We start from the raw sequence: 16,786 nt of genomic DNA, 5'->3' as shown, positions 1-16,786 counted from the left end.
GAAGAAATGGCTACTCTCGGAATCATGCAAACCTCATTTCGGCATGAGAAGCGGTATATGCGTGAACTCGCAAGAGCTGGTACGACCTGTGGTTTTATGGTGTTTCGATTTCAACCAAGTGGGCATTTACGATCGACCCTTCAAGGATTACACTACGATCATGGTCATGATCGATGGAGGAAAGCGACATTTGAAGTTCCAAATTTTATCTATGACCGTTGCTTCCATACAGCTCCAACAGAGCAATCCCTTACGTTCATTAAAGAGCTCAAACAATACTCGAACACCGTTTTCCTTGGATATGGCTTGCCAGGGAAGTGGGCTGTTCATAGCGTTCTAAAAAACGACAGTGATTTGAACGAACACCTTCCTCTAACGTTTCAGCTTAACCATCGAACGGCTATGAAAGTCATTCGAAGCTTATTAGATGAGAAAGCGGAACTGTTATTAAAGCCCATTACTGGATCTCAAGGGAATGGCCTGGTCCATATCACACAGCGTGATGACGTTTTTCATTTGATAATCAATCATAAAGGAGACATTCACCGTCATAATTATGATACAACAAGGTCTTTTCATACTTTCATTGAGAACTTACTTTCAAAAAAGGAGTATATGGCACAGGAGATGCTTCATCTCCGAGATCAAAATGGTCGTCCATTTGACCGAAGAGTGGTGATGAAAAAACAAGCGGATCTATGGAAGGAGCTTGGTCGAGGAACGCGGGTTGGATTGCCTCATTCGTTCGTTTCAAACCTTCATAGTGGCGGAGTGATTAAACCATACGCTGACCTTGGCTTAAGTAAAGACCTTCTAGCAAGAGCAGATGAAAAGATTTCTGAGCTTTCCTTAAGAGCAGCTAGACTGTTAGAGCTGCATTTTCCACCTAAATTTGAGCTTGGACTCGACTTTGGTATTGATCAAACAGGACATGTTTGGCTTCTAGAAGCCAATTCAAAACCAGGACACTCTATACTTCAAAACAAACAAGATCTCCACCTCCTTCCTTTTCAATACTGTCGATACCTCCAATCTCAAAAGAAAGGGGTAAACAAATGATGACAGATCCATGTCCTTTAACAAAAGACACCACATCTTCTGGGTGTTTGTATGTTCCCCCCTCAACGTTTAAGTCGTATGTTGAAAGGGTCTCCTTTCCTAACAAGCTTTGTTTTGGCACGAGGACATCTTTTTGCGCTGTGTCTCCACACCCAGACAACAAGGAAGAATATATGATGTCTGAAGATTTGTGGAAGATACTCGGTATCCCTGAGAAAACTTCTGTTCACCTATTTCAACATGGAGACTCTCTTCATATTGGTCCTCTTATCGGAGTATTCACAGCTGGCTTTACAAAAGATAGTATGCGTCCGATCGGTGAACGAAGCATGTACTTTGCGAAGCTAATGACTGCAGCGAGGAAATGCGGTGCTTTTGCCTTTGTCTTTGGTGCGCATCAAGTGGACTTTAAGGATCAGTCGATCAAAGGACTCATGTATAACAAAAAGGGTTGGAAACAAGTGAAAGTCCCGCTTCCTGACGTGGTGTATGATCGGCTGCCGAATCGAAGCTCAGAATCCCTAGAACAAGTGGCATCTACAAGGCACAAGCTACAATCTCAGTATTTGATCCCGTGGTTCAACCCTAGCTTTTTTGATAAATGGAAGGTGTTTGAGAAATTACAGGAAGATGATGCCGTTCGTCACTATTTACCAGGAACGATACTCAATCCAAAACAAGAAACCCTCGCAAAGATGCTAGAAGAGTATGAACAGATCTATATTAAGCCAGCTAACGGTAGTCTTGGTTTAGGGATCCAGCAAATCCTTAAGCCGGCTAACGAAAATTATTACTATTGTCGCTTCCGAACTGGCAAAGAAAACAGACTAAGGAGCTATAGCTCACTATCAAGATTAATCAAACAACAGTATCCTTCTGGGAAATTAGATGGATTCATTGTTCAACAAGGAATCGACCTTCATAAAATTAATCAGAGGCCAATGGATTACCGTGTTCATACAAATAAGAACAAGGATGGGAAATGGGAAGTTAGTGCGATCGCTGCAAAAATTGCTGGAGAAGGCAGTTTAACGACTCACACGTCATCTGAAGGCACAGTAAAAACCTTAAATGAACTCGTTACAGATTACGGTTTTAGTAAAGATTATGAAAAATCATTGAGTGAAGCAGCATTAAAACTTAGTCATTCACTCGATGATAAAATACCTGGTTTCATCGGAGAGTTTGGTTTCGACCTCGGTATTACCAAAAACGATGAGATCTATCTGTTTGAGGCAAATTCAAAGCCAGGAAGAAGTATATTTGGTCATAAAAGATTGAAGGCAGAAGAAATGAGTACACGGGTTCTTCCGATGGAATACGCGATACACCTTGCTAAATCTGCAATTGAAAAAGCTCTGGTTCACCACAGATGATCACGCTATATTATGATGATGAAACGAAAAGATGGTCTCAAAGAAGTACGTATCAAACATTATATTGGGGGAATGAGCAACGTCCGCTCTTCCCCCCTTCAACTAAACTTGCTAAATCGATCATCAAGATCTACTCAAGTAAAAACGGCATTCGCCCTTTGGTTGGTATTCTTGCTGGAGATAATGCAAACCACCACTTTAGTGGAAATGCAGCGATCTTCCATTCGATTCAAAAAGAGATCACCAAACAAGGTGGTTTATCTTTCGTTTTCACTCCTAGCAGTTTTTATAAGAACGATATCCTAGGTTATATCTTTGATGAAATAACACAAAAATGGACAGGTTATCGGTTCCCTTATCCGAACATCGTCTATAACAGAATTCCAAATCGAGATGAAGAACGTTCTATGTCAGTAACCAACATACTGAATTATTTAGATAAAAAGAAGATTCCATACTTCAACAAGCGTTTTTTAAATAAAGCGGACCTATACGAGCTTCTAAAAACCCATGAAGAATTGAAACCACATTTGCCACCTACAGAAATTCTGACAAAAGACACACTAGAACCTTTCCTACAACAACACCCAATCGCATACTGCAAACCTTCTGCAGGAAGTAAAGGTCACGGCATCTTTAAGCTCGAGAAAATCACGAATGCATACAAATATAGTGACCATGAAAAGACACATTTGTTTGAAACGGTTAACGACCTTAATACCTATTTGAAACCACTCCTTAAAGAAGTGTATTTAATCCAAAAAGCTGTCTCACTTTGCACGCATGGCAGCTATCGATATGATTTCAGAGTTTTGCTCCAAAGACCTTTTGACGACTGGTCCGTGACTGGAATTGGAATACGTGCAAATCACAAAAGCCGTTTAACAACCCACGTTCCAAGAGGTGGACGCATCCTGTCTTTCACAAAAATTGCGAAACCTATGGATGAAGAAAAGATCAACCAGTTAGCTATTTCTACTGCATCACTTCTTAAGAAAGAAGGGTTTTTCGCTGAGCTTTCAATGGATATTGGAAAGGATGATAATGGACAGCTATGGATTTTTGAAGTGAATGCCAAACCTATGCGTTTTGACGAACCGACCATCCACAGAGCTTCGATGTCTTCCCTTATTTCTACGTTCCGCACGTTTTCAGCGTATTAGCTTGATGTGGTATGATAGAAAAAAGCGTTTTCAAATAGGGGGAGTTTAGATGTTATCGCATTTTCAATATAAACAAATAGGACCAAAAGTTCGTAAGACGAAATGGGAAATCTCCTTCTTTTATCAAGGGACTTATTATCGTTCACTCTACCTTCACAACGGAGAATTCGACTGGTTTGAACCATCACCTAAAGAAGAAGATAAAAAGAAACTACAATCTCAAATTCATGAACTGATGCTCTTTCACGTTTATGAAAACTCAACTAATAAATAGCTTCTTTCCAACGCATACTAACCCTATAGAACCTTTATAGGGAGTTGAAAAAGCGATGCCGAAAAAGCAAACTGAAGGATCACAGTACGAGGGTCGAGACAAGTTCGACATGGATATTGACCGGATGGTGAATGAAGGAATGGCTGGTGGAGCTGTTCATCAAAGCTATAGACAAGCCCAAATCGAAGAAGCGATACCAGTCATGGAACAAGAACCACCACATCGATGTGACGGATAGTATCTTGATGGTATAATAATGAGAACCTCTGCTATGTACAGGGGTTCTTTCTTATTGAAGGCCTTAAGGAGGTTCAGAAAATGAACAATTTATCAGAACTATATGGTGAAGATTATGCAGTTACATCTGAACAACCTGAACGATACTATTGGTACAAAACAGCTGGTGGAGAGCGCTTCGGAGTTCGAAAAGCACGCCTCTCAGATGAAGAACATATGCTTCTTTGCACCCTCTTTTATCACGAGGTTGACAGCGACATGGAAGATCCTGTTCAACAAAAGTGGGTATCTGTCCTTTTCGATGAGAATCTTGACGTTTCCACAGTAACCGAGAAACCAGTAAGATACATTCATTTTCATTTAAAAGAAGTTCCCTCCGACTTTACTGAATTTAAAGAAGCGATGATAGGTTTATTCTCCACTGAAGTCATTTTTCTTTTTAAAAATGAAAAAGAGGGTCTTATGGTCCAAGAAAATACTGAAGGCGAACAGCTCGTTGAAGAATTGGAACAAATGGCAGCAGCGTTAACCGCCGACTTTTTTATCGAGATGTCTCTTTTCGTTGGGCAGGTTATTGAAGACACTACCCCATCGAACTTACTGAATACGTATCAAACTGAGAAGAGATGGTTCACTTCTGGCATAAAACTTATACCATCTCAATTGGTGTTCACTCAACCTGCTATTGTACCGGCAATCTTATTTAGTGAAGCAAGTAAGGAAACAATTCACTATATAAAAACCTTGATTGAACCTGTGAGTGAAGACGCTGAATTACTGAAAAGCATTCGTGCTTATTTAGAAGCGAACTTAAACATCACCATGGCTTCTAAACAGCTTTACGTACATAGAAACAGCTTGCAATACCGAGTAGATAAATTCATAGAACGAACCGGGATCGACGTTAAATCCTTCAAAGGAGCCGTTATGGTTTACTTGGCTCTTCTTACTTACGAACTGCGTTAAGCGACGCAGTTTTTTTGTGCCATTCGTTCATTTTGCACAAAACAGCTATCAATTTTTGTGCAGCCTCCCAATTTACGACAGCGTTTTCATAACGTACACTTAGAACTATCAAAAGCACTTCACTTACTAGGAGGCATAACATTGGCTGAAATTAAGTTGAATCACATTTATAAAAGATATGATAACAAATTCGAAGCTGTAAAAGATTTTAACCTTGATATTCAAGACAAAGAGTTCATCGTATTCGTTGGTCCATCAGGTTGTGGTAAATCAACAACACTACGTATGATCGCAGGACTTGAAGATATCTCTGATGGAGACCTCGTTATCGGTGATAGACGCGTGAACGACGTTGCTCCAAAAGATCGAGATATCGCAATGGTTTTCCAGAACTATGCTCTTTACCCGCATATGAACGTATATGACAATATGGCATTTGGTCTAAAACTTCGTAAGTTCGACAAAAAAGAAATCGAGCGTCGCGTAATGGATGCTGCTCGTATTCTTGGGCTTGAGAACCTACTCGATCGTAAACCAAAAGCACTTTCCGGTGGACAGCGTCAGCGTGTTGCACTAGGACGAGCAATCGTACGTGATCCTCAAGTATTCTTGATGGATGAGCCTCTTTCTAACCTTGATGCAAAGTTACGAGTTCAGATGCGTGCTGAAATTTCTAAACTACACCAGCGCCTTCAAACGACTACAATTTATGTAACGCACGACCAAACGGAAGCGATGACGATGGCAACTCGAATCGTCATTATGAAAGACGGCGTTATTCAACAAGTTGGTTCACCTAAAGAAGTATATGATGCTCCTGATAACGTCTTTGTAGGTGGATTCATCGGGTCTCCGGCAATGAACTTCCTTCGTGGCCAATTAGAAGACGGCTACTTCACGATGAACGATGTTCGAGTGAAAGTGCCTGAAGGAAAAATGAAGACGTTACGTGACAACGGCTATACGAATAAGGAAGTCCTTCTTGGTATCCGTCCAGAAGATATTCATGACGAGCCTGTTTTCATCGAATCTTCTCAAGATACAAAGATCAAAGCAGCAATCGATGTTGCAGAATTAATGGGTGCCGAAACTTACCTCTACTCAAAAGTAGCTGACCAAGATTTCATCGCACGTGTCGATTCTCGTTCTGATATTCATAGTGGTCAACACATCGACCTTGCCCTAAACATGAATAAATGTCATTTCTTCGATACAGAAACAGAACAGCGTATTTATTAATTTAAAATCGAAAGCACCCCTCTGAGGGTGCTTTTTTGTTTTCCATAAATTGCATGAACTTAAGGTTTAAAGTTAATAATGGTTCATGATTGACTTTAGAGCAAATGCTCACTAAAATAAAACCTGTAATTCATATCAATTTTGTAGGGATTTAAGGAGGAATTAAGTTTGAAAAAGACATGGTTAGGAATTGTTTTGGTATTAACTCTAGGCGTACTTGCTGCATGCGGTGCAAATAGTGAGAATAAAGAAACGTCAGAAGAGAGTGGTGAAAAGGAAACACTATTAATCGGTACTGAAGCGACTTACCCACCTTTCAGCTACCGTGATGAAAACAATGAGATCACTGGATATGATGTAGAAGTAGCTCGTGAAGTTGCGAAGCGTATCGACATGGAAGCTGAATTTAAGGCGATCGAGTGGAAAGGGCTTCTTTCTTCTCTAGAAACAGAACGAATCGATATGGTCGCAAACCAAGTCACGATCACCGAAGAACGTAAAGAGAAATTTGACTTTACGACACCATATACCATTTCAGGTGGACAGGTCATCGTTCATAACGATAACGAAGACATCAAGAGCATCGACGACTTAGAAGGAAAGACGGTTGGAACAACCCAGGGTAGTAACTATGAAAAAGCAGCAATTGATGCTGGAGCAGAAACAAAGATTTACAAAGGTGCGAATCAAGCTTTAACTGATCTAAGTAACAAACGTGGAATCGATGCAGCTATGAATGATCGTCTGTTCATCCTTACTGAGCTTCCAAAAACCGAATTTAATGTAAAAGGTGTAGGCGAGACGTTTAATGAAACAGAAATGGCCTTTGCATTACCTAAAGGAAAAGAAGACTTGGCTGAAAAAATTAATGGTGCACTTGAAGAAATGAAAGAAGATGGAACACTTGCAGACATATCCGCTAAGTATTTTGACGGAGAGAACGTAAGTGAGTGAACTAGCTAACGTATTATGGGACGCTTTGCCCTTTCTATTAGATGGGGCAAAGAATACCCTTTTGCTGAGCTTCTTCTCGATTTTCGGTGCACTCATCGTCGGGTTAATCATCGCACTTCTTAGAATCTCAAAAATAAAGATTGCAATCGGATTTGCTAAACTATATGTATCGTTCTTTAGAGGCACACCATTGCTAATCCAACTATTTATTTTGTACTTCGGACTCGTATCCGTCGACATTCAATTAACTGCATGGCAAGCAGCGTATACTGGACTCATTTTACACTTCGGTGCTTATATATCGGAATCATTGCGTGCAGCTATTCTATCGCTATCAAAAGGACAATGGGAAGCAGCGATGTCACTTGGAATGAATAAGTCCTTGATCTATAGAGAAATCATCATTCCTCAAGCTTGGAGAAGAGCCATCCCTCCCGTGTGGAATTCTTTGATCGACATCGTGAAGGCATCTTCTCTTGCCTCTGTTATTACAATATCTGAGCTTACCTATAACTCTGACCAGATAGCAGCATCTAGTTATGAAGTATTACCGATCATGCTTACGGCGGCATGCATCTACTGGTTCTTTACAACGGTGCTCAATCTCATACAAGGCTTTCTTGAGAAACGCCTATACATCCCATCCTCATAAAAGGAGCTGTCATCACGACAGCTCCTTTTTAGATCATCCATTCTTCAATTAGATAGACGACAGAAGTTCTACATTCTGGACATGATAAAACATGGGGACACTCATGGTCCTTTTCATCTAATCCATACCCGTCCGTCATCTTCACTGATTCAAACGATTCATACGGACTATAGTCATCATAATAATCCGCTTCCCTTCCCTTATCTAAAAGCGCACTACCGCAAGTTGAACAAGCAAGCTGGATAGATGTATAACTATTACAAAGAGGACACTCGAACGCCATTTGATCACTCCTCATTCTATATGTAGCAATCAAAAGAAGGGATGGACTCGTCCACCCCTTCACAGCCATGGTATACAATTATTTTTGGTATCCACCAAGTTGTTGTTCAGCCATCTGAACTAGACGCTTAGTGATTTCTCCACCAACAGATCCGTTAGCGCGAGCAGTAGAATCTGGACCAAGTTGCACTCCAAATTCAGAAGCGATTTCATACTTCATCTGGTCGATAGCTTGAGCTACACCAGGTACTACAAGTTGATTTGAGCTTTGTTGTTGTTGAGCCATGTCAATCACCTCCTTTGTACAACTAGTTTGTGATTTCTCGTTTTTTATATACTATATTTTTTTGGTAAATGTTTCTTGAAAAGCGGAGGTGGGCGGTTAGAAACGGAGATATTGGAACTCTTGAACTTGAACACGCTTTTTGTGTTCAGGTGAAAGAGTGAAATATCGCAGTTTCTGCCCACCGCAGCTGGACATCTTGAAAAGCGAAGGTAGCCGTTTAGGACCGACAAGCGCTGGAGCCTTTAGGAAAGAACACGATCTTTGTGTTCATTCCTAAAGGTGAAGCGATCGAGGACCTGGTCACTGCAGCTGGACATACGAAAAGCGGAGACGAGCGTTTAGAAACGGAGATATTGGAGCTCTTGAAATAGAACACGCCTTTTGTGTTCTGTTGAAAGAGTGAAATATCGCAGTTTCTGCGAGTCGCAGCTGGACATACAAAAAGCGGAGGTGGGCGTTTAGACCCTGACTAGACATCTTGAAAAACGAAGACGAGCATTATGGAGATATTGAAACTCTTGAGGAACTCTCAAAGAACTATTGAACCTCTCAACCCCAAATCCTCCCCAAACAAAAAAAGCACGAGGGTCTCCCCTCATGCTTCCTAACCAATGATCACTCGTTCAGTTGGATAATGATATCTTTCTCGTAATACAGTCCCTCTGATTAAGAACAAGAAGGATAATATCCCGATCCGTCCGATAAACATCAAACAGATAGTAACGATCTTTCCGAAGGTACTGAGCCCCGGTGTGATTCCCATCGAAAGGCCTGTAGTTCCGAATGCAGATGAAACCTCAAAGACAATCGCCACGAGCGGATAAGGTTCAGAGAATGAAAGCATGATGATTCCCGTGCTCCAAACCATAACAGCAACGGCAAATACGACAAAGGCCTTATGAACATCTTCTGGGTGAAGCTCTCTACCGAATACTTTAATCGAGCTTCCACCCTTTGCGAAAGAATAAATAGCGATAAGCACGATAGCAAAGGTGGTCGTACGCACACCGCCCCCTACACTACTTGGTGATGCACCAATAAACATCAGTGCAGACATCAATAATTGAGTAGGTTCTTGAAACTCGTTAACATCCATTGTCGATAGTCCACCGCTTCGAGTCGTGACAGATTGAAACATCGCATAGAAGAACGACTCATGCCATGACTTATCAGCAAAAAATGTTGTCGCTTCAAACGCCCAGATCAATATGGCTCCTAGCACAACTAGAACAAAAAATGTCATCGTTGTAAGCTTCGTAAATAAAGAGAATTTATAACGATACGTATTCTGCCGAGAAAATAAGAAATTTTTAACTTCGATTAAAACAGGAAACCCAATCGCTCCTGTAATAATCAAAAGGATATGAATAAATTGAACAAAATAATCTTGAGCAAAGGGCTGTAGTGATTTACCCGTGATATCGAAACCTCCGTTAGTCGTTGCACTAACTGAGGCAAAGAACCCTTGTAGATATGCCTCTTGCCAAGTTTCAAAGAAACGAAGATAATACGTTCCTAGCACGACGGCTCCAACTAATTCAATAATAAAAATCAGTGCTAATATTTGTTTCATCAATTGTACTAGTCCAGATAATGTCGATTGGTTTTGATCCGTCATGATGAGCTGTCTTTCTTTTAACCCAATCTTCTTACCCATTACTAGCCATACGAACGTCCCAAGCGTCATGATACCGATCCCACCGATTTGTAGCACAAATGCAATGATGATGATACCTGTGACACTAAACGTATCAGCAGTCGTGACCACCGTAAGACCGGTTACGCTAACAGCACTTACGGCTGTGAACAGCGCATCAATGAATGAAAGTTCTTTCCCTGGCTGATGAGCGACGGGCAAACTTATTAATATTGTGGATATAGTCACTGCTAGTAAATAAAACAAAACGATTAATTGTACGGATGTTAATCGTATGCGTCTAAAACGAGATCTTAACAAAGCACCCACAGCCTTTTCATATAATTACATTCCCTATCATAAACCAAATGAATGATCTGTCAACGTTTGGCACAATCATCCTCATTATTGAGAATCTTCATTCGTTCTCTTTCTTATACCCATTTTGTCATAGTGGATGTTCATTTTACACACAACAAAAAAGAACCGTAGTGATACGGTCCCGTCCAGTATGCTATTAAAATGCCCTTTGTTTCCCTTTGTTGATCAATGCTTTCATTTCAAATTGACACACTTTTGCTTCTTTATGACTGATCGCATCTCCCACTCTTGACTGTAGATCCATCAACCTCTGCATTTCATCTTTCGTTAAATAAACGGGTAGTGGACCATTGGTCGTCATGACTCCCTTAACTGCTGTATCTCCAGTATTTTTAACTTCCTCATCGTAGTACTGTAGGTTCTCAGTTTGTAAAAGCGCTGTGCTTTGTTCTTGAATAGCATTGATTTTTGAGTCGATGTAACGTTTTAAAAACGCACTGCTTCCGAAGCCAGTCAAAATCGATATATACAATAGATTTTCTACGTTTTTATATGTCTCAAAAAACATGAGCGTCATTAATAACGCTCCAATTCCTCCTATTAGAGGTTCTTTTAAAGAACCGATACTATAATAAACGCCTTGGCCTTCGCTTTTTACTTTACGCCACAGTCTGAATTCACCGGAGAGGAGAATATTGCCTAAACCACCTAATACTCCAGCAGAAACCACAAACAGAACATAAGTCCAGAAGCCCGGGAATGGCGCTCCTAACGCAATGTCGCTCATCACAGATACCTGCGATGCATCTTCTTTCCATCGTATGAGAATACAACTTCTTTTTCTTCTACCATCGTTTCCATATGAACAGGGCGGCCCCATACTTGATGAATGTAAGGCAGAACGCGCTCTAAATATTGAAGATCGAGCTCAGTATCTTCGTAAGAGTGTTTGATGTACATCTCTCCAGCCCTCATGTAGTCCCCATCAACTACTGTTAAATATGGAAAGCCTCCGTTTACTCGCATTGTTACGAGCTGATCACGGATCATTTCCCACTCTTTATCAACAATTTTATAATCTCTACCTTTTTTCTGGAATAAGTACAAATCTTCTCTATGAACAAGATCTTTTGTTAAATAATTTCGAATGAACGAGATATCAGCCTCTACCTCTCGAACTTCAAACATCTTCTCTCTCCCACTACCAGGCTTTACTCCTCTCATTAACATCTCTTCCGTAGGGTTATCATGGACCTCTTCAATGTTTTCAAAAATCTTCAGTCCTAAGTAGTATGGGTTTATTCTTGTTCTTGAAGGTTGAACAACATTCGCATTTAAGGAAGCAAACTCGATTGATTCTTCAGTTGTTAAATCCATTTCACGTAAGATTCTCTGATGCCAATAACTCGCCCATCCTTCATTCATGATCTTTGTCTCAAGCTGTGGCCAGAAATAGAGCATCTCTTCTCTCATCATCGTCATGATGTCACGCTGCCAATCTTCGAGCTCTTTACTGTATTCCTGTATAAACAATAAGAGGTCCTTCTCAGGTTGAGGAGGGAATTTTTTTCTTTGTTTCGGACGCTGCTCGTCCTTCGTGTCGTCACCATCTAACGACCATAGATCGTTATAAGGTGAATCGTCTTTTACCACCTTCACCTCTTCATCATCTTCACTAAGGTCATAAGCTAACTTCGCACGCATGATGGAAGGGTCGATGTGCTCTTGTATCGAAAGCACTGCATCTAGGAAATTCTCAACTTCTTCTTTTCCATACTGATGCTCATAATTCGCAATTCGTTCTGCAGTCGCAGTCATGCTTTCCACCATATCCCGACGTGTGTTTGAAAATCGGACGTTGTTTTTAAAGAAATCACAGTGTGCAAGGACGTGCGCAATAATCAACTTATTCTGAATCAACGTATTTGTATCTAACAAAAATGCATAACATGGATCTGAATTAATAACGAGTTCATAAATTTTGCTTAATCCTAAATCATACTGCAGCTTCATTTTGTGAAATTGTTTCCCGAAACTCCAGTGCGAAAACCTTGTTGGCATACCATATGCCCCGAACGTATAAATAATATCTGCCGGGCAGATCTCATAACGCATTGGATAGAAATCAAGGCCGAACCCCTTGGCTATTTCTGTAATCTCTTCGATAGCGTAAAAAATCTCTTTCTCAGCACTCATTTCCTTCCCTCCTAAAATATTGCTTATTAATATGTATGTGAGGACAAACCACTTCATGATTAAGGCAAGGAAATAGAGGTTTTTAGAAAAAAACATAAAAAACTGCCGGAAATCCAGCAGCTTTCCATCTTCCACATTCAATTGTACAGTTGAGTGATTCCCGATGTAACTAGATAGCCCACTAGTAAGCCTAAAACGATCGATGTAACGATATAGGACCTTGTCGAGCTAAATTCGATCGCTGGTCCATGTGTAGGTTCATAGAACCAGCTGTACTGAACGAACCCTAACATGATAAAAAATATGATTCCATAAAGAAAACTCGTCAATCGATCCCCTCCTTTTTCATTCCAAGTACCAGACCATTCAATAAAACGAACGACTCAGCGAACGAAACCCCTAATAATTAGCTGGTACCTATTGCACTGAAGATACCAGCTCTTCCATTTTGTCTTTACTCATTGGTCCAACTAATCTCTGTTTAATTATACCATTTCTGTCAATGATATAGGTGGTTGGAATTGTAATTGTTGCAAATTTTTCTGCTTGTTCTCCTTCAACATCTAAAAGAACGGGGAACGTTACATCATATTCTTTTACGAATTCTTCAACTGAATCAACGGAATCATTTGAAGTGAGGTTGACCGCTACAATTTCTACTTCCTCAGAATTTTCTTCATAGAAATCTTGCATATGAGGCATTTCAGCCTTACATGGAGGACACCAGGTAGCCCAGAAATTCAAGAATACGACTTTACCTCTATAATCAGATAGATTTGTTTTTTCACCTGAAAGGGTCTCTAATGAAAAGTCAGGTGCAAAGTTCCCATTTTGGATACCTTCCTCAACTTGAGCTAACGCCTGTTGACCAGCATCCCTTTGTGGAGACGTTCCGGAACCATCCGTAAAAGAGGATACTGCCGCATAAATGACTAAACTAACTACGACGATAATGCCGGGGATCAAACGCTTCATCTAGCTTTCCTCCTAAACACATCATATTGTGCCCAAACAGTATAAACGGCCACGAAAAGATACAACCATTGCTGCTTTGATAGGTGAAACATCACATCTTGCCTTATCATACCCACGATGAAGATAAGAATACTGCCCCACAACATTAAATCGAGGAAGCGCCATTCGTACGATTTCCAATAAACCATCAATAACACCATCGATAGTAATAGCACGATGAGGAGCAACGAGCTCTTAGTAGGAAAGTGAAAAGCTTCATAGCCTATCGTTCCAATCAGTAACCCGAATCCAAGTAGGTATAGATTATTTTTGCGGTTATCGCCCTTTAGCTTCCAATGAAGGTAGACCATACTAATAAAAAGCCCAATAATATAGCCCGTCTCACCACCCGTAAAATATAAGAGCGATAGAGGAGACTCAACAACCAGCAGCGGACTCACTATGATTAGACTCGCCTTCCAAGCGATAATAAAGGTAACGACCGTTTCGAAAGCTAGATCGGTAGCATTGGATGATAAGCTTAGGATTTTACGAATAATAGCGATACTAAAAAGTGCGAGGGCTATACTTGCCCCCATCAAAACGAGATGTTCTGGTACTGATACGTTTCCTATTTGCACAACTTAACTCCTTAGCGTACTTTGAATAGTGTAATGACGAAACTTAACGACTCTTAACAAGGAGATTCACTGCTTCTTTTACAACTTCTTCAGTCGACTCCCCTTTATCGAGCTGCATTCGAATGCACTCCTCTAAGTTAGACCCTACGATTAACCCGATTGTACGATCGATCGCTGTTCTGCTTGCGGATAGCTGGGTAATGACATCTTTACAATCTTTTTCTTCCTCCAACATGCGCAAAACGCCGCGTATTTGTCCTTCTACTCGTTTAAGTCGGTTCTTCATCTCATTTGTATATTCCATACTCCGAACTCCTTTCCATTAGGCTAAATCTATTTTAAAAGCATATACTTTTTTATAAAAGATTAAACACTTGCGCCTTCTCTTCATATATTGTAAAATAAATCTTAATTTAAGGATAGGAAAAAGGGTTATTTCATTTAAAGGAGGCAGGACCTTTTGGAGTTATCCGAAGATGATAAACGATTATCTAAGATTTACAGAAAAATTGTAACTTCAAATGAATACAAAGCAGGAAAGATTCTGGAAAAATTGGATAATGAGACGAAAGATAAAGTATTTAAGCTCATTCGAATGAACAAAGCTGAATACGAGGCACAATTAAACAAACAACATTTACATCAATAATAGAAAACCGGCCTTTAAGCCGGTTTTCTTTTGTTTTTCATGAAATAACCAGGACGAATATCGTCCTGGTTATTTTCTGTTATAGTCGTTCGTTAACTTTTGACATAACGGAAGATCTCAGCGCGTCTAGTTTTCTTTCGCTGTCTTCAAGGCTTGTACTGTTTACTCCAAAATAGAACTTAACTTTTGGTTCAGTGCCTGATGGTCGTAAACAAAACCATGAGCCATCTTCAAGCTTGTATTTCAATACGTTTGATTTAGGTAGATCGATTGTTTCACTACGGTTATCCTTCATATACGTACGTGTACTCGTTTGGTAGTCTTCTACAATCGCAACGTTTAATTCTGCAGTTTCTGATGGTGGCTCTTCACGGAATTGAGTGAGGAGTGAATTGATTTTCTCCGCACCTTCCTTCCCTTTAAGCGTTAGGGATTCTAGGCCTTCTTGATAATAGCCATATTGCTCGAAAACTTCTAGTAATCCTTCATACAACGTCATCCCTTTTGATTTGTAGTATGCCGCTACTTCTGCCGCTACTAAACATGCTTGAACCGCATCCTTATCGCGAACAAAGTCTCCGATCAAGTAGCCATAGCTTTCTTCATAGCCAAATAGGAAGGTGTGTTCACCAGAAGTTTCATATTCTTTAATTCTTTCCCCGATAAACTTAAAACCTGTAAGAGTATCATACGATGTAAGTCCGTTATCTTCTGCGATTACTCTACCGATTTCAGAAGTTACGATCGTTTTCAGCACAGCACCGTTTTCAGGAAGTTCACCTTTTTCCTTCTTTTGAGTAATGATGTAATCCAATAATAGTGCACCTGTCTGATTGCCTGTAAGCACAACATATTGACCTTCTTTATTCTTAACCGCAACACCTACACGGTCTGCATCCGGATCAGTTGCAAGTAAAACATCAGCATCTTCTTTCTCGCCATATTGAATGGCAAGTTCAAATGCAGCATGTTCTTCAGGGTTTGGTGATGATACTGTTGAGAAGTTCGGGTCTGGTAATTCTTGTTCTTTAACGACAGTGACATGCTTGAACCCATATGCTTTAAGTCCATCACGAACAGGATGGTTAGCAGTTCCATGCAATGGCGTGAAAACGATTTTAAGCTGATCTCCCATCTCTTCTAAGAGAGATTCATTCACGCGTAGCGTCTTTAACTGTTCAATGTATTGATCATCAATTTCAGAACCGATCATTTTGATGAGTCCCTGACTTTTTAAATCAGCTTCTGAAGAAACGTTCACCGCTAATTCGTTTTCTACACTGTTAACATATGAGATGACTTCCTCTGCTACTTTAGGAGGCAGTTGTCCACCATCTTCACCATACACTTTGTAGCCGTTATACTCAGGAGGGTTATGACTAGCTGTGATAACGATTCCCGCGAAAGCATTCAGCTTCCTTACAGCAAACGAAAGCTCCGGTGTTGGCCTTAGTTCTTCAAATACGTATGTTTGGATACCATGACTAGCCAATGCTTTTGCAGATTCCATCGCAAACTCTGGTGATTTATGACGAGAATCATAGGCGATCGCTACTCCTCGTTTCTTAGCACTTTCGCCATTCTTCAATATGTATTGAGCAAGGCCTTCTGAAGCTTTTCTTACCGTGTACGTGTTCATTCTGTTAATACCAGGACCAATTTCTCCACGCATGCCACCTGTACCAAACTCAAGGTTCTTATAAAATGCATCTTCTAGTGATTTCTCATCACCCTCAAGCATCGTAAGGTCGCGTTTTAACTCCTCATCAAGGTCAGTTGCTGTATTCCATCGTTTGTATTCGTTTTTCCAGTTCATCTCTGCCTCCTGTGTTGTGTCTAGCTTCTTTTAGCATATATTTGTCTTCTATGTAATGAACAAAATTCCTTCTCTCTATAGAAGA

20 protein-coding genes are annotated in these 16,786 nt (G+C 40.4%); 10 read left to right on the top strand and 10 right to left on the bottom strand.

The window, feature by feature from the left end:
- Window positions 1-6 precede the first annotated feature (6 nt).
- The 9 genes from PFZ69_RS17625 (at window position 7) to PFZ69_RS17585 (ending at window position 7,920) form a co-directional block, all read left to right on the top strand.
- The gene (locus PFZ69_RS17625) at window positions 7-1,059 is read left to right on the top strand and encodes a YheC/YheD family endospore coat-associated protein (RefSeq protein ID WP_270182416.1); all 1,053 of its coding nucleotides are present in this window, start codon (window positions 7-9) and stop codon (window positions 1,057-1,059) included.
- A 173-nt stretch (window positions 1,060-1,232) separates the two neighbouring features.
- Window positions 1,233-2,435, top strand: a complete 1,203-nt coding sequence (locus tag PFZ69_RS17620; protein ID WP_270182415.1) for a YheC/YheD family endospore coat-associated protein — start codon at window positions 1,233-1,235, stop codon at window positions 2,433-2,435.
- Entirely contained in the window at window positions 2,432-3,598 is a 1,167-nt protein-coding gene (locus tag PFZ69_RS17615) for a YheC/YheD family endospore coat-associated protein (RefSeq protein WP_270182414.1), read from the top strand. Before PFZ69_RS17620 ends, PFZ69_RS17615 begins: the two co-directional genes overlap by 4 nt.
- A 49-nt stretch (window positions 3,599-3,647) precedes the next feature.
- A complete protein-coding gene (locus PFZ69_RS17610; protein ID WP_270182413.1) occupies window positions 3,648-3,872 on the top strand; it encodes a DUF5342 family protein in 225 nt (74 codons plus the stop codon).
- A 55-nt stretch (window positions 3,873-3,927) separates the two neighbouring features.
- Window positions 3,928-4,110: a hypothetical protein gene (locus tag PFZ69_RS17605; RefSeq protein ID WP_270182412.1), complete on the top strand. Its 183-nt coding sequence runs from the start codon at window positions 3,928-3,930 to the stop codon at window positions 4,108-4,110.
- Between the two features lie 80 nt (window positions 4,111-4,190).
- Window positions 4,191-5,075: a PucR family transcriptional regulator gene (locus PFZ69_RS17600; protein WP_270182411.1), complete on the top strand. Its 885-nt coding sequence runs from the start codon at window positions 4,191-4,193 to the stop codon at window positions 5,073-5,075.
- Window positions 5,076-5,216: 141 nt separating this feature from the next.
- Window positions 5,217-6,314 (top strand): ABC transporter ATP-binding protein, encoded by a 1,098-nt coding sequence (locus PFZ69_RS17595; protein WP_270182410.1) that lies wholly within the window; start codon window positions 5,217-5,219, stop codon window positions 6,312-6,314.
- Window positions 6,315-6,482: 168 nt separating this feature from the next.
- Window positions 6,483-7,268, top strand: a complete 786-nt coding sequence (locus PFZ69_RS17590) for a transporter substrate-binding domain-containing protein (protein ID WP_270182409.1) — start codon at window positions 6,483-6,485, stop codon at window positions 7,266-7,268.
- Window positions 7,261-7,920 carry an amino acid ABC transporter permease gene (locus PFZ69_RS17585; RefSeq protein WP_270182408.1) on the top strand — a complete coding sequence of 220 codons (660 nt, stop codon included), beginning with the start codon at window positions 7,261-7,263 and terminating at the stop codon, window positions 7,918-7,920. Before PFZ69_RS17590 ends, PFZ69_RS17585 begins: the two co-directional genes overlap by 8 nt.
- A 28-nt stretch (window positions 7,921-7,948) precedes the next feature.
- Here PFZ69_RS17585 and PFZ69_RS17580 read toward each other — a convergent pair whose 3' ends face one another.
- From PFZ69_RS17580 to PFZ69_RS17540, 9 genes are all read right to left on the bottom strand, one after another.
- A complete protein-coding gene (locus PFZ69_RS17580; RefSeq protein ID WP_270182407.1) occupies window positions 7,949-8,203 on the bottom strand; it encodes a hypothetical protein in 255 nt (84 codons plus the stop codon).
- A 78-nt stretch (window positions 8,204-8,281) separates the two neighbouring features.
- Entirely contained in the window at window positions 8,282-8,488 is a 207-nt protein-coding gene (locus tag PFZ69_RS17575) for an alpha/beta-type small acid-soluble spore protein (RefSeq protein WP_270182406.1), read from the bottom strand.
- Between the two features lie 604 nt (window positions 8,489-9,092).
- Window positions 9,093-10,445: a TrkH family potassium uptake protein gene (locus tag PFZ69_RS17570; protein ID WP_442865211.1), complete on the bottom strand. Its 1,353-nt coding sequence runs from the start codon at window positions 10,443-10,445 to the stop codon at window positions 9,093-9,095.
- 196 nt (window positions 10,446-10,641) lie between these two features.
- Complete coding sequence (locus PFZ69_RS17565; RefSeq protein ID WP_270182404.1) at window positions 10,642-11,232, bottom strand: hypothetical protein; 591 nt, start codon at window positions 11,230-11,232, stop codon at window positions 10,642-10,644.
- Entirely contained in the window at window positions 11,232-12,641 is a 1,410-nt protein-coding gene (locus PFZ69_RS17560) for a SpoVR family protein (protein ID WP_270182403.1), read from the bottom strand. Before PFZ69_RS17560 ends, PFZ69_RS17565 begins: the two co-directional genes overlap by 1 nt.
- 137 nt (window positions 12,642-12,778) lie before the next feature.
- The gene (locus PFZ69_RS17555) at window positions 12,779-12,970 is read right to left on the bottom strand and encodes a hypothetical protein (protein WP_270182402.1); all 192 of its coding nucleotides are present in this window, start codon (window positions 12,968-12,970) and stop codon (window positions 12,779-12,781) included.
- A gap of 88 nt (window positions 12,971-13,058) precedes the next feature.
- Complete coding sequence (locus PFZ69_RS17550) at window positions 13,059-13,616, bottom strand: redoxin domain-containing protein (RefSeq protein WP_270182401.1); 558 nt, start codon at window positions 13,614-13,616, stop codon at window positions 13,059-13,061.
- A complete protein-coding gene (locus PFZ69_RS17545) occupies window positions 13,613-14,236 on the bottom strand; it encodes a hypothetical protein (protein WP_270182400.1) in 624 nt (207 codons plus the stop codon). Before PFZ69_RS17545 ends, PFZ69_RS17550 begins: the two co-directional genes overlap by 4 nt.
- A gap of 43 nt (window positions 14,237-14,279) precedes the next feature.
- Window positions 14,280-14,540 (bottom strand): metal-sensitive transcriptional regulator, encoded by a 261-nt coding sequence (locus tag PFZ69_RS17540; RefSeq protein WP_270182399.1) that lies wholly within the window; start codon window positions 14,538-14,540, stop codon window positions 14,280-14,282.
- A 156-nt stretch (window positions 14,541-14,696) separates the two neighbouring features.
- Between PFZ69_RS17540 and PFZ69_RS17535 the strand changes: the two genes are divergently transcribed.
- Entirely contained in the window at window positions 14,697-14,885 is a 189-nt protein-coding gene (locus PFZ69_RS17535; RefSeq protein ID WP_270182398.1) for a hypothetical protein, read from the top strand.
- A gap of 79 nt (window positions 14,886-14,964) precedes the next feature.
- Here PFZ69_RS17535 and PFZ69_RS17530 read toward each other — a convergent pair whose 3' ends face one another.
- Window positions 14,965-16,701: a phospho-sugar mutase gene (locus PFZ69_RS17530; RefSeq protein ID WP_270182397.1), complete on the bottom strand. Its 1,737-nt coding sequence runs from the start codon at window positions 16,699-16,701 to the stop codon at window positions 14,965-14,967.
- Window positions 16,702-16,786 lie beyond the last annotated feature (85 nt).

It is taken from the genome of Alkalihalobacillus sp. CinArs1, from assembly GCF_947387515.1.
Lineage (GTDB): Bacteria > Bacillota > Bacilli > Bacillales > Guptibacillaceae > Guptibacillus.
This window is presented reverse-complemented; position numbering and strand designations above follow the sequence as displayed.

Excerpts from the sequence above, each read along its gene's own strand:
- PFZ69_RS17625 (WP_270182416.1), top strand. The coding sequence starts at position 7 with ATGGCTACTCTCGGAATCATGCAAACCTCATTTCGGCATGAGAAGCGG.
- PFZ69_RS17620 (WP_270182415.1), top strand. The coding sequence starts at position 1,233 with ATGATGTCTGAAGATTTGTGGAAGATACTCGGTATCCCTGAGAAAACT.
- PFZ69_RS17615 (WP_270182414.1), top strand. The coding sequence starts at position 2,432 with ATGATCACGCTATATTATGATGATGAAACGAAAAGATGGTCTCAAAGA.
- PFZ69_RS17610 (WP_270182413.1), top strand. The coding sequence starts at position 3,648 with ATGTTATCGCATTTTCAATATAAACAAATAGGACCAAAAGTTCGTAAG.
- PFZ69_RS17605 (WP_270182412.1), top strand. The coding sequence starts at position 3,928 with ATGCCGAAAAAGCAAACTGAAGGATCACAGTACGAGGGTCGAGACAAG.
- PFZ69_RS17600 (WP_270182411.1), top strand. The coding sequence starts at position 4,191 with ATGAACAATTTATCAGAACTATATGGTGAAGATTATGCAGTTACATCT.
- PFZ69_RS17580 (WP_270182407.1), bottom strand. The coding sequence starts at position 8,203 with ATGGCGTTCGAGTGTCCTCTTTGTAATAGTTATACATCTATCCAGCTT.
- PFZ69_RS17575 (WP_270182406.1), bottom strand. The coding sequence starts at position 8,488 with ATGGCTCAACAACAACAAAGCTCAAATCAACTTGTAGTACCTGGTGTA.
- PFZ69_RS17565 (WP_270182404.1), bottom strand. The coding sequence starts at position 11,232 with ATGAGCGACATTGCGTTAGGAGCGCCATTCCCGGGCTTCTGGACTTAT.
- PFZ69_RS17560 (WP_270182403.1), bottom strand. The coding sequence starts at position 12,641 with ATGAGTGCTGAGAAAGAGATTTTTTACGCTATCGAAGAGATTACAGAA.
- PFZ69_RS17550 (WP_270182401.1), bottom strand. The coding sequence starts at position 13,616 with ATGAAGCGTTTGATCCCCGGCATTATCGTCGTAGTTAGTTTAGTCATT.
- PFZ69_RS17540 (WP_270182399.1), bottom strand. The coding sequence starts at position 14,540 with ATGGAATATACAAATGAGATGAAGAACCGACTTAAACGAGTAGAAGGA.
- PFZ69_RS17530 (WP_270182397.1), bottom strand. The coding sequence starts at position 16,701 with ATGAACTGGAAAAACGAATACAAACGATGGAATACAGCAACTGACCTT.